Origin of the sequence: Pseudomonas sp. PONIH3 (genome assembly GCF_002934345.1) — a bacterium.
In the GTDB taxonomy this organism is placed as follows: domain Bacteria; phylum Pseudomonadota; class Gammaproteobacteria; order Pseudomonadales; family Pseudomonadaceae; genus Aquipseudomonas; species Aquipseudomonas soli.
This window is the reverse complement of record NZ_CP026386.1, coordinates 19814-32027: the sequence shown is the minus strand read 5'-3', so window position 1 is coordinate 32027 and position 12214 is coordinate 19814. Positions and strand designations below refer to the sequence as shown.

8 protein-coding genes are annotated in these 12214 nt (G+C 66.9%); 4 read left to right on the top strand and 4 right to left on the bottom strand.

Annotated elements, in window-relative coordinates:
* From C3F42_RS00125 to C3F42_RS00110, 4 genes are read right to left on the bottom strand one after another with little or no spacing between them, the layout of a single operon-like run.
* Positions 1–1287, bottom strand: coding sequence for an NAD(P)/FAD-dependent oxidoreductase (locus C3F42_RS00125; protein ID WP_104443757.1), 1287 nt, complete (start codon positions 1285–1287; stop codon positions 1–3).
* On the bottom strand, positions 1280–1957 hold the full coding sequence (locus tag C3F42_RS00120) for a S8 family serine peptidase (protein ID WP_104443756.1): 678 nt from the start codon (positions 1955–1957) through the stop codon (positions 1280–1282). The genes C3F42_RS00125 and C3F42_RS00120 overlap by 8 nt, the downstream gene beginning before the upstream one ends.
* On the bottom strand, positions 1947–3674 hold the full coding sequence (locus C3F42_RS00115) for an ABC transporter ATP-binding protein (RefSeq protein WP_104443755.1): 1728 nt from the start codon (positions 3672–3674) through the stop codon (positions 1947–1949). Before C3F42_RS00115 ends, C3F42_RS00120 begins: the two co-directional genes overlap by 11 nt.
* Positions 3675–3677: 3 nt before the next feature.
* Positions 3678–5588 carry a sigma-54-dependent Fis family transcriptional regulator gene (locus C3F42_RS00110; protein ID WP_104443754.1) on the bottom strand — a complete coding sequence of 637 codons (1911 nt, stop codon included), beginning with the start codon at positions 5586–5588 and terminating at the stop codon, positions 3678–3680.
* Positions 5589–5879: 291 nt separating this feature from the next.
* Here C3F42_RS00110 and C3F42_RS00105 point away from each other — a divergent pair, with 291 nt between their 5' ends.
* Genes C3F42_RS00105 through C3F42_RS00090 form a run of 4 tightly spaced genes read left to right on the top strand, consistent with a single transcriptional unit; the run spans position 5880 to position 11449 of the window.
* The gene (locus C3F42_RS00105) at positions 5880–7226 is read left to right on the top strand and encodes a hypothetical protein (RefSeq protein WP_038706267.1); all 1347 of its coding nucleotides are present in this window, start codon (positions 5880–5882) and stop codon (positions 7224–7226) included.
* 26 nt (positions 7227–7252) lie between these two features.
* Positions 7253–9487 (top strand): Ig-like domain-containing protein, encoded by a 2235-nt coding sequence (locus C3F42_RS00100; RefSeq protein ID WP_094012549.1) that lies wholly within the window; start codon positions 7253–7255, stop codon positions 9485–9487.
* A 15-nt stretch (positions 9488–9502) separates the two neighbouring features.
* Positions 9503–9973: a curlin gene (locus C3F42_RS00095; protein ID WP_094012550.1), complete on the top strand. Its 471-nt coding sequence runs from the start codon at positions 9503–9505 to the stop codon at positions 9971–9973.
* A gap of 30 nt (positions 9974–10003) precedes the next feature.
* Positions 10004–11449 (top strand): curlin, encoded by a 1446-nt coding sequence (locus C3F42_RS00090; protein WP_104443753.1) that lies wholly within the window; start codon positions 10004–10006, stop codon positions 11447–11449.
* Positions 11450–12214 lie beyond the last annotated feature (765 nt).

Here is a 12214-nt window from a genome sequence, read left to right as displayed (position 1 = left end):
TCAAAAGCCCTGTTCGCGTAACCAGCGCTCGACCATCGGCTGGTGCGCCTGTGTCACCAGGCGCTCCAGGCCGGTGCCCGCCTGCACCCCGCGCACCACCGGCGCCAGCTCGACACCCTGCAGGTGCCACACCCCCAGCGGCTGATCAGCCGTCACCACCACTTCGGCCTCCTCCACCCAACCATCACGCAGCACCGGGCGGCGCTCCACCCGCACCGCCTGCCAGTTTGCCGCCGCGTGCAGCGGTTGCGCATCCGGCCAGCCTCGGCGGCGAGCCCAGAACGGCTGCGTGCCACGCTGCGCTTCCTGGGCGTAGAAGTCGCGCCCGATCCGGGCGAAACGCAGGAACAGCTGTTCGATCCGCGTTTGATGGAAACGCTGCGCCAAGGCCGCCTGCCCGGGCCGCTGCAGCAGGGTATTGATCACCACGGGCGCCTGCAGCGCCGAGGACAAGGACTGGAAGATGCCATTGCCCGACAACGGATCGACCGCCATCGCCGCATCGCCAACCCGCAGCCAATCAGGACCTGCGCAGTTGCCGACAAGAATCGCGGTGCTGCTGCGTGCATGCACCTGGGCAGGGGCAAAGGCCTGCTCGCCAAACAGTTGCGCCACCAGCGCCGAGCCACGGCGGCGCCCGGCACAGTATTCGGGTAACGCCGTCTTGCCCGGCAGCCGCGCCGCCATCACGTCCAGCGTCACCTGCCAGTAGCAGCGGCCATCGGCCAGCCGCGCCATCCAGGCCCAGCCGTCGTCCAGGCTCTCCACTGCCGAGGCCAGCGTGCCGGGCTCGGCTTGCCAGAGGTTGAGCAGGCTGACGGTTTCCGGCCCGCGCAGGCGACCTTCGCTCAACGGGGCCTGACGACCACGGGCCTCGACCAGGAAATCGCCGTGCAAGGCGCGCCCGTCGTCCAACTGGACCCGGTACCCCTGCCCCTGTTCCACCTCTCGCACACGCCCTTCGACGAGCTCGACACCAGCACGATTCAAGTCATCACGCAGTGCCTGGTCGAAGCGCTGGCGATCCAGCAGCCACTCCTGGTTCGGTTGCAGCCGCTCGCCGTTCCAGTGCACTTGCCGCGTGGCCGGCGTGGTCGCTTCGGCCAGGGCAGCGCCCAGGCCCGCATGGCGCAAGCCCTCCAGCACACGTTGCGAAACACCTTCCACCGCGGCGAAACGGCGCCAGTCGGACACCACGGTGACGGCGTAGCCCATCCGCCGCAGACCCAGGGCAGTAGTGGCCCCCGCAGGTCCGGCACCGAGTACCAGGATGCTCGGCTCAGACATCGGTCGACTCCTTGCGCTCAGGGCCGACGAACGCCGCATGCTGCTCCAGCCAGTGCAACAGTGCCTGCCGCGTCATGCCGGGCTCCTCGCGCAGGAGGGCCGCCACCCGTCCAGTGAACGCGGCACAGGCCAGACTGGCGCCGGCCACCCCGGCGGCGCCAACCGCCGCGCCGAAGTCGGCCTGAGGAGTGTCCAGCCACGACCATTGCCCAGCGGCGCAGCGGGCATCGCCAGTGACGCGAATAACCCCGGGATAACTGGCTGGATACACCGGCTCGCCCCGCGCCGGACTGGAGGCGCACAGCAGCACGCCAGCGGCCACGGCCTCGGCGCAGGCCAGGCGCAGCACCGGGCGATCCTGGCGCAGGCCCAGGCTCAGGTTGACCACGGTCGCGCCCGCTTCCACCAGCCACAACAGGCCAGCGGCCACCTGCAAGGCGCTGGTGCTGCCCTGCCCGGCGAACACCTGGGCCAGCAGCACCGGCTGGTCGCCGGACTCGGCCCGCAGCCGCGCCAGCACCGCGCTGCCGTGGCCCAGGGCATCCGGCAGCGGCTCGCCCTCGCACAACACGCCGTCCTCAAGCCAGAAGCGCCGCGCGCCGAGCAGGCTATCGGCCTGCTGCGCCGAGCAGCCACTGTCGATCACGCCAATACACGGGTCAGCGGCCATGGTCGGCGGGCTCCTTGCTGCGCAATTGCCCGTCACGCAGTTCCAGGTGCAAGTCGGCATCGGCGAGGGTCGAGGCACGATGGCTGATCAGGATCCGCGTACGCCCGGCGAACAGCTGGTCGATGGCGGCTATCACTTCACGCTCGGTGGCTTCGTCCACCGCCGAGGTGGCCTCATCGAGCACCAGGATCGCCGGTTGCTGCAGCAGCGCCCGGGCGATGGCGATACGTTGCTTCTGGCCACCGGACAACTGCTGGCCGCGTTCGCCCAGCAGACCATCGAGCCCCAGCGGCAGGCTCTGCACCAGGCTGTCCAGGCGGGTCAGGCGCACCACCTGCTCGATCTCCTCACGGCTGGCCTGGGGCGTGCTGTAGGCCAGGTTCTGCGCCAGGGTGCCGCGAAACAGCACGATGTCCTGGCTGACCACCGCGATGCGCCGCCGCAGGGCCTGCAGGTCAAGCTCGCGCAGGTCGACGCCGTCGAGCAGGATGCGCCCGCCATCCGGGTCGTAGAAGCGTTGCAGCAGGTCGATCAGGGTCGACTTGCCGACGCCGGAAGCGCCACTGATGGCGATCTTGGCGCCGCCGGGCAGACAGGCCTGCACCTGCTCCAGCACCATACCCTGGCGCCCATCGTGGGCGAAAGATACGCCGTCCAGTCGCAACTCCCCGGCCCCTTGTGGCATGGGCCGGGGATCGTCCACCTCACGCACCGCTAGCGCTTCTCGCTTGAGCTCCATCACCCGTCCCAGGCTCACGGCCATCCGTTGCACCGCGACGTACAGGCCCAGCAGGCTCTGCACCGGACCGACGGCCATACCCATGTAGGTGGAAAAGGCGATCAGCGCGCCCAGTTGCCAGGTGCCCTGGATCACCCACCAGCCACCGACCAGGAATGCGCAGGCCCGGCACCAGGAAGTCAGCGTGCCGGGCACCGCCTGGGTAAAGAACTCGGTGACCTGCACCCTGAGCAGTTGCCCCATGTAGCCCTGCCCCAACTGATCGAGGCGCTCGGCCTCACGCCGCTGCTGGCCGGCGGCCTGGATGAACTTCATCGCCGGCAGCGTCTCGACCAGGAACGACGACACGTCCGCCGAGCGTTCGCGCAGGCTGCGCACCTCCCGCTCGACCTTGCGTCGCATCCAGCGCAGCCACAGCACTTCGAGCGGAATCAGCAACGCCAGCAGCAGCGACAGCTGCCAGGACAGCATCAGCATCAAGGCCACCGCGCCGACCAGGCCGATCAGCGCCGACACCGCCGAGAACAGCGAGTCCACGGCAAAGCGCTGGATCTCGGCGACATCGCCATCGAGCCGCGACAGGATGTCACCGGTGCGCCGCCGCCCGTAGAAGGTCGGCGAAAGTTGTTGCAGATGACGGTACAAGTCGTCGCGCAGGGCGAACAGGATGCGCCCGGACAGGCGCGTGTGCAGGTAGCGGTTGATCCCTGCCAGCAGCGTGCCGAGCAGGCCAGCGACGATCATGATCACCGCCATGTGCCAGAGGGTCTGGTAATCCTTGGCCAGCAGGCCCTCGTCGATCAGCGTCTTGACCAGCCAGGGTTGCGCCAGGGCCAGCAGCGAGGCGCCCAGGGACAACCCCAGGAGCACGCCGATGGCGCCACGCTGCGGGCGCACGAAGCCGTAGAGCCACGCCAGGGCCTGGCGCATCAACTGCGGGTCGCTGGATTCGATCAATCGGGAAAACAGTCCGCCCATGGCTCAACCACGCAACTGCTTGAGCTTGCGGTACAGCGTCGCCCGGCTGATGCCCAGGGCCTCCGCCGCGGCCGAGACATTGCCCTGGTGCCGGGCCAGCGCGGCGCGGATCAGTTCCAGTTCGTTGTCGCGCAGGCTGCCGGACGGCGCGGCGCCACTGGCCAGTTCATCGAGCAGGCAGTCGGTGAGGTGGTCGAGGGTCAGCACCTGCTCACCCTCCTCACGCATTGCCAGGGCGGTGCGCACCACCATTTCCAGCTGGCGGATGTTGCCCGGCCAGTCGAAGTTCTCCAGCAGCGCAACCAGTGCCGGGTCAAGGCTGACAGCGCGGGCCCCGGCTTTGTCCAGCAGGCCCTGGATGATCGTTGCCAGGTCGTCGCGCTCGCGCAGTGCCGGCAGGCGCAGGGACACGCCGTTGACCCGGTAGTAGAGGTCTTCGCGGAAGTGCTGGTCGGCGACTCGACGTTTGAGGTCGCGATGGGTGGCGCAGATCAGCGCCACGTCGATGTCCTGCTCGTCGCCGGCGCCAAGGGGCGCCACGCGGCGCTCCTGCAGCACACGCAGCAGGCGCGCCTGCAGGGCCAGCGGCATGTCGCCGATCTCGTCGAGGAACAGCGTGCCGCCATGGGCCTGCATCAGCCGCCCGACCATGCCGCCCCGGCGCGAGCCGGTGAAGGCGCCGTCGCGGTAGCCGAACAGCTCGGACTCGATCAGCCCCTCGGGAATCGCCGCGCAGTTGACCGCCACGAATCGCTTGTCGGCACGCGGACCGGCCTGGTGCAGGGCACGGGCAACCACCTCCTTGCCGGTGCCGGTTTCGCCCAGCAGCAGCACCGGCAGCCCGTTCGCCAGGCCTTGGCGGGCCATGCGCAAGGCACGCGCCAGCCGCGCATCGCCCCCGGCCAGCGCTTGCAGTGCCTGGGCCTTCGGCGCTGCTGGTTTGGCGTCCGGGGACGGGCCACTGATGCGAGCATGCCGTGGCAGTTGCAGCGCCCGGAAAAAGAACTCGCCCGCAGCCGTCTGCACGCTGCTGACACCGCCCTGCCACAGGCGCGCGATGAACGCCGGCGAGCGCTCGCCCAACAGGTCGCTGCTGCGCCGCCCGAGCAGCGCCTGGCGTGGCATCTGCAACAGTTGGCAGGCATTGTCGTTGGCTGCCAGCACCTCGCCCTCCAGGCTCAGCGCCAGCAGGCCCTGCCAGGCGCTGGCCAGGTATTGCGGGCGGCTGTGGAAGGCCAGCACCAGATGCTCGGGATGGTAGAGCCCGAACAACCGGCCTTCGATATTGCCGGCGGCGAGCAGCAACGTGGACAGGCTGTCCTGGGGCTGGGCCATGACCCCTTCACGGGTCACGTCGAGCACGCCGATCACTTCGCCACGCGGATCACGCAGCGGCACCGAGGTGCAGGAGAACGGGCTGAGCCGGTCCAGGTAATGCTCGCCGCAGTTGATCAGGGTCGCCTGGCCCTCGACCACTGCCGTGCCGATGGCATTGGTGCCGCGCAGGGCCTCGCTCCAGCAACTGCCGGGGTGCAGGTCGCGCAGGCCCTCGCGCTGTAGGACGTGTTTCTGCCCGTCGATCGTCAGCACGTTGGCCTGGGCGTCACCGAGGATGACGATGCCGCTCTTGCCCTGGCGCTTGATCAGGTAGTCCAGCTCGGGAGTGGCCGCGTCGATCAGCAGGCGGTTGTGTTCCAGCAGCGTGTTCAGGTCCAGGCCGTGGCGAATACCCAGCCCGACCTGCTCGCCCTGCAGGCAGTCCAGGCCATGGCCAAGGCTGCGCCGCCAGGAGGCGTCGATCTCGTCGCGCAGCATGCCGCAGGGCAGTTCGCCTTCGCTGGCAAGCTTGAGGCGGACCAGGCGAGATTGCTGCAAGGGGTCATTGGCGGTTGTTGTTGGAAGTTGTCGCGCCATTGCGTGCTCCTGGTGTGCCTCGCTCAGGCGGGGCAACGGGCATCGGATTTTTCGGCAGTGTGCTTCAGAATTGACTGGCAGTCATCAGCCACGACAGACACCGAGCCTCACCCCATTCCCCAATGCTGGGGCCACCCGCCCACCATGGCTACCTCGCCAGATCGTTGCCGGTAGGTTGAAACCCTCGTCGCAAAGGCCCTGGACGCCCCTCCGCAAAAACTTGGCACAACAGTTGCCGATTCCTCCCCAGACGCCCCAACCCATGGGCCCGTTTGCAGGAGGAAGCAACTCATGCACCGACCGACACCCCACCCGCTGGCCGTGGCGATCTTCGCCGGCCTGCTCCAGCTCCCGGCCCAGGCTGCGCTGTATGCGGTCGACACCGGCCCCTATACCCTGCCCACCGGCAAGTTCCCTGCCTGGTACCAGGACAGCCACGGCCGGGTGCTCGACCTGTGCCTGTCCAAGGCGGTGAGTTCACGGGTTGCCGGTACTCCTGGCGCGCCCTCGTACATGTGCACGCTGCTGCCCACGCCCGGCGTGTTCGACGACACCCAGCCAGTGGTCTTCCCCAGCAACTTCCCCGACGAAGCGTTCTGGTTCACTGCCGACGCCGCCATCGTCGATGCCGCCCGCGGCGTCGACCTGAGCTACGGTTCGGCCATCGAAGCCGCGTTCAGTGCCGAGGAACCGGTGGATGGCGACCAGGTCAGCTTTGCCCGGGTGCGCATCCGCGTCGATGTGCCGGTGGCCGGTACGTACACCATCACCCACCCTTACGGTGTCGATGTGTTCGAGGTGGCTGCCGGCGGACGCCGGGCGATCAACATGACGCGCGACATCGGCATCGGCTCGCCAGGCGACTACAGCGGCGCACTCAGGGGCGACGTCGGGCCGTTCCTGCGCAGCGTCAACGGACCCTATACCGAAACCAACCCAGGCACTGGCGCCAGCGAACGCTTCATCGGCGACCCGAATCTGGAAGAGCCGGTCACCGGCAGCCCGTTCAACACCAACTTCGTACGCATCGAAGGGCCCAATGGCATCGACCTGCGTACCGAGCTGTTCGCCATCTCCGGCAAGCTGTCCACGGTCAACCGCCCGACGCCGCTGATCCCGCTGCGCAGCACCTATTCGCGACATACCGTGAATGGCGACCTGCGCGCCCAGCAGGATGTGTTCGTGATGGCGCCGCCGGCGCCCGCCACGGTCACCCTGACCAGCCAGACCCCCACCCTGCCCCTCGGCGAGGCCAACGGCACCGGTGCCTGGTACGCCCAGTCGCCACTTAACCCGACCTTGCCGCTGACCTTGCAGGTAACCGCCGACAACAGCCTGGCCATCGCCACCAGCACCCCGACCAGCGCACCGATGCCGCTGACCGACCTGGTGACCATCAGCCGCGCCGAATACAGCCTGGGCAGCGGCCAACTGACCCTGGTGGCCAGCAGCAGCGACGAGACCAGCCCGCCGTCTCTCACAGCCCACACCGGCAACGGTGCGTTGATCGGCAGCCTGAGCGGCAACGGCGCGGTCAAGACCCTGACCACTGGGCTGTCACCGATCCCCCCAGCGACGGTGCAAGTCACCAGCGCCCATGGCGGCAGCGACAGCGAAGACGTGGTGCTGGTGCCATGAACAGGACACGCCTTCAAGGAGGCAGCATGAATACTTGGTCGCGTCGCGCGCTCTGCGCCGCAGGTTTCACTCTCACCCTCAGCAGCGCGGCCTGGGCCGCGCTGTCGGAGGTCGACCCCGGCCCCTACACCTTCGCCACCGGGGGCTACCCCATGTGGTACAAGGACACCAACAACCTCGCACTTGAGCTGTGCCAGTCACGCGCCACCAGCACCCGGTCACCGGGCGCTCCAGGCGCTCCGGCCTACATGTGCACCTTGCTGCCCGAGCCAGGGGTGTATGACGATGCCCTGCCGCTGGTATTCCCGGACAACTGGCCACCGGAGATGTTCTGGTTCCTGGCCGAGACCTCGATTCCGCAGGTAGGCAACAGCGGCTACGAGCTGGAAGTCTACGTCGCCGGCCTGGAAGCGGCCTTCGCCGCAGAAAACCCGGTCAACGGCGACCAGCAGAGCTTCGCTCGCATCCGCATCCGCGCCTCGGTGCCGAGCGCCGGCACCTACACCATCACCCACCCCTATGGCGTGGAGACGGTCAACGTAACCACGGCAGGCCGGCGGGCGATCAATATCACTCGCGACATCGGCATCGGTGCGCCCGGCAACTTCAGCGGCGCGCTGAACGGTAACCTCGGACCGTTCCTGCGCGGTGTCGGCGGCCCCTACACCGAAGTCAACCCGGACACCGGCGCCAGCGAGACCTTTGTTGGCGACCCTAACATCACCGAAGCGGTGACGGGCAGCCCGAACAACACCAACTTCGTGCGCATCCAGGGCCCGGCGGGCACCATCCAGACCAACGTCTTCAGCGTCTCTGGCAAGGTGCTCGACCCACGCCAGCAAACTCCAGCAACACTGGAGCGCGCCACCTATCAGCGCAACGCCACCGGCACTCGCGTCGAAGTCTTTGCCAAGGCGCCGAACAGCGCCAGCCTATGCCTGCGCAACGGCCTGGCGCTGGTTGGCTCGCCGCCTTCACCCTGCCAGTTCAGCATGCTCGCCGACAACAACGGGTTGTTCTTCAGCCAGCAACTGAGCCAGGCAGTGCCCCCCTCGGTGGTGGTGGTCACCGCCAGCAGCCCAGCCGGCACTACCCGACCGACTTCGCTGTCAAGCAAGCTCAGCGATGTGGTCAAGGTGGGCACGGCGCGCTATGACTGGAACGCCAAGCAGTTGCTGATCGAGGCCCGTTCCAGCGACGAAGTCGCAGTGCCGGACTTGCTGGTCCAGGGTTTCGGGCGGATGTCCAAGTCCGGAGTCCAGCAAAGTCTCACGGTCAACGACCTGTCCCAGCCACCTGCCAGCATCACGGTCAAGTCGGCTCACGGCGGTTTCGACGTGGAGCCGGTGGTGGTGGTCGGCAATGCTCCGGTACAGGCCGAAAACCAAGCCCCCGTAGCCCAGGCCGACAGCGCCAGTACCAGTGTCGGCATACCGATCACCCTCAATCTGTTGGCCAACGACAGCGACCCGGACGGCAACGTGCCGCTGAGCATCACCGACCTCACCCAACCGGGCACCGGCCTGGGCGGCGTGGTGATGAACGGCACCACGGCGGTGACCTATACCCCACCGGCCGGGGCCACCTCCCCGCTGGTGGCGACCTTCAGCTACCGCGCCCAGGATGCCAAGGGCTTGAAGTCGCCAGTCACCAGCGTAACCGTCAACGTCGCGCCGAACCGTCCACCGACCGCGGTGGCCGACAGCGTCGCCACCCTCGGTGTGCCCCTGACCATCAACGCCCTGGCCAACGACACCGACCCGGAAGGCAACCTGCCACTGACCATCGCCAGCGTCACCCAGCCGACCCCGGCCGGGCGCGGTACGGTGAGCACCGACGGCAACGTGATCACCTACACGCCACCGGCGACGGTCACCGCGGCGTTTACCACCAGCTTCACCTACGTCGCCCGTGACGCGATCGGCGCCACCTCGACGCCTGGTACGGTCACGGTGCAGGTATCGCCACGACCGGCCCAGGAGACCTTCGCGGTGACCGCGGCGACGGTCACGGCGCGCTCCAACAACCGCTTCAACTGGGACATCAGCGGCACGTCCTCGGTGACCACCGGTAACACCATCACAGTGCGGGTGACCACCACCAGCGGCGTGCAGACCCTGGGTACCACCACCGTGCCGGTCACCGGCCGCTGGCGCCTGACGGTGAGCAACAGCACCACGCTGATACCGACCGCCGCGCCAACCGCGACCGTGACCAGCAGCCAGGGCACCACTCGCACCACCAACGTGGTCGTGCAGTAGCGCCGGGAGGATGCCATGAACGCCCTGTTTCCACTGCTGCTTTGCCTGGCCCTCGGGGGCCAGGCCTGGGCCGACGACCTGATGGACAACGCCGACCTCGCCGCCGGCAGCGACCTGGGCGAGCCACTGGTGCTGCGCCTGCTGCCAAACGGCGCCGGCCAGGTCGCGGTGATCGAGCAACTGGGCAGCGGCAACCGCGCCGCCCTCGACCAGAACGGCCAGGCCCTGCTGGGCCGCATCGTCCAGGCCGGGGGCGCGCAGGAGGCTTACATCCTGCAGGAAGGCAGCGACCTGACGGCCGCGATCAGCCAGCAGGGCCAGGGCAACGACGCGACGATCCGCCAGAGCGGCAGCGGCAACAGCGCCGCCATCGAGCAGATCGGCAACTACAACAGCGCGACCATCGACCAGCGCGGCACGGGGCTCAACAGCGCCGTGACCCAGGCCGGCAACGGCCAGCAGGTTCACATCACCCAGTACCGCTAGGCCCTCATCGTCAGATTTGGAGGCAATACCATGCACAAGCTAGCCCCCCTGAGCGCTGCCATCGTCCTGGCCCTGGCCGGCCAGGCCATGGCCGACGACAGCACTTCGACCCAGTCCCAACAGGGCAACCAGAACATCGCCGAGGTCAAACAGACCCAGGCGCCGTTCGCCTCAGCCACACAGACCCAGGCTGGCCACGACCACAACCACATGGCGCTGCAGGACAACAGCACCAGCCATATCCAGCAGAGCGCCACCGGTTCGTTCAACGCCGGCTACGCCGAGCAGTTGTTCGAGAACGGCAGCCACATCAACCAACAGGCCGGCGGCAGCCTCAACGACGCCTTCGCCAGCCAGTCGGTGGGCGAGAACAACGAAGCCCTGCAGGTCCAGCAAGGCAGCGGCAACCGTTCGGTCATCTGGCAAGACACCCAATACGGCAGCCAGGCCACCACCTTGCAGTCCGGCCATGGCAACGACGCCACGATCGAGCAACTGTTCGGTGGCAGCAACAACAAGAGCGTGATCATACAGGGAGGCAGCGACAACCAGGCGGCCGCCGAGCACATGACCCACCAGAACGGTGATATCGCCATCTACCAGGAAGGCCGGCAGAACTGGGCCTACGGTGACCAGCGCGACGGTTTGGGCGGCACCATCGGCATCAACCAGTACGGCACCGGCAACTCGGTGGAGGTGTGGCAAGACAACCAGGCCGCCAGCCAGGCCAGTGTCTACCAGAACGGCCAGAGCAACGAAGGCTATATCGACCAGAGTTTCGGCCAGGCCAACAGCGCGGGCCTGAGCCAGACCGGTCGCGGCAATGCCAGCTGGTCGGACCAGTTCGAGACCAACCAGGCGGTGACCAGCATTTCCCAGGTGGGCAACACCAACCTGCACTTCACCTACCAGACCGGTGACAACCACAGCCTGACCATCAGCACGGTGGGCAACGCCAACAAGATCATGGCCAGCAACTGGAAGGGCGAGAAGTCTGGCGGGCAGTTCGGTGTTGGTCAGCAGGCGCAGATCAACCAGGCGGGCAATGGCAACGGGGTCAATCTCACCCAGGAAGGCAACAGCCAGATCGCCCGGCTGAACCAGGATGGCAACCGCAACCAGATGGAGACCCGCCAGGCCGACAGCAACAACGAGCTGTACTTCGAGCAGAACGGCAGCGACAACCTGCTCATCGCCGACCAGCGCGGCACCGCCAACTACGCCGAGGGCCTGGCGGCGGGCAACGGTGGCAGCATTACCCTCGATCAATCGGGCAGCGGTAACCAGAGCTACACCTATCAGCTGTATGGCAGTGGCAACGAGGCGACCATCAAGCAGACCGATGGGGTCAATCTCGCCTACGTTACCCAGGGGGGGAATGGGAACCAGGCATTTGTCGACCAGAGTGGGGCTAGTCAGACGGCCACCATTACGCAGTTCGGGAATGCCAATATGGCGACTGTTACCCAGCAGTGACGGGTTTCCCCTTGGACCGTGGCGTTGGTTCTCCCCTGGCGCTGCGGTTCCTTTTTTCTTTGGGTTCGGGTTCGGGGCGATTGTTTTGTTTTTTGTAGGCGCATTCGTGGAAGATGTCGACATTTAGTCACCCTTTCGCCTTTACGGCGACCTACTTTTGTCTTGACAAAAGTAGGCAAAACCGTTCGGCTCCGTTCATACGGCCCCTACGCTTCGCTACGGGGTTCCCTCGCTCCGTTCTTGCTCCCGTGGGTACCGCGCTGTACGCCCCATCCTGGGGCGCAGCGCTCGACGGCCATCCATGGCCGTCGCCCCACTACGCAAGAACTCCACTCGGCCTCCTGAAGTCGCAATTGGTGGCGCCTGAACTATCGCGCACTTAGAAGCAAGATCAAGAGCAGATCAAGAGCAGATCAAGAGCAGATCAAGAGCAGATCAAGAGCAGATCAAGAGCAGATATGTTGGTTTTGTTAGTGGCTTTTATGTTGTTCTTCATTACGCTATCGCGGGGCAAGCCCGCTCCCACGTTGAATCACGTAGTCAAACTATGTTGGGAGCGGGCTTGCCCCGCGATGTTGATCTAGAGTTCCCACGCTGGCAACTAGCGACTAGCTGCGTTAGTGCAGGCGCCGCCCGTAACTTCGCGACTTCAGGAGGCCGAACGGAGGTCTTGCGGAGGGAGGTGACGGGCATGGATGCCCGTCAAGCGCTGCGCCCCAGGATGGGGCGTTCAGCGCGGTCCTCCCGGGAGCAAGGCCGGAGTGA

Bases quoted from the DNA above. Each gene is read 5' to 3' on its own strand.
- C3F42_RS00115 (WP_104443755.1), bottom strand. From the start codon at position 3,674: ATGGGCGGACTGTTTTCCCGATTGATCGAATCCAGCGACCCGCAGTTG.
- C3F42_RS00105 (WP_038706267.1), top strand. From the start codon at position 5,880: ATGCACCGACCGACACCCCACCCGCTGGCCGTGGCGATCTTCGCCGGC.
- C3F42_RS00100 (WP_094012549.1), top strand. From the start codon at position 7,253: ATGAATACTTGGTCGCGTCGCGCGCTCTGCGCCGCAGGTTTCACTCTC.
- C3F42_RS00110 (WP_104443754.1), bottom strand. From the start codon at position 5,588: ATGGCGCGACAACTTCCAACAACAACCGCCAATGACCCCTTGCAGCAA.
- C3F42_RS00095 (WP_094012550.1), top strand. From the start codon at position 9,503: ATGAACGCCCTGTTTCCACTGCTGCTTTGCCTGGCCCTCGGGGGCCAG.
- C3F42_RS00125 (WP_104443757.1), bottom strand. From the start codon at position 1,287: ATGTCTGAGCCGAGCATCCTGGTACTCGGTGCCGGACCTGCGGGGGCC.
- C3F42_RS00090 (WP_104443753.1), top strand. From the start codon at position 10,004: ATGCACAAGCTAGCCCCCCTGAGCGCTGCCATCGTCCTGGCCCTGGCC.
- C3F42_RS00120 (WP_104443756.1), bottom strand. From the start codon at position 1,957: ATGGCCGCTGACCCGTGTATTGGCGTGATCGACAGTGGCTGCTCGGCG.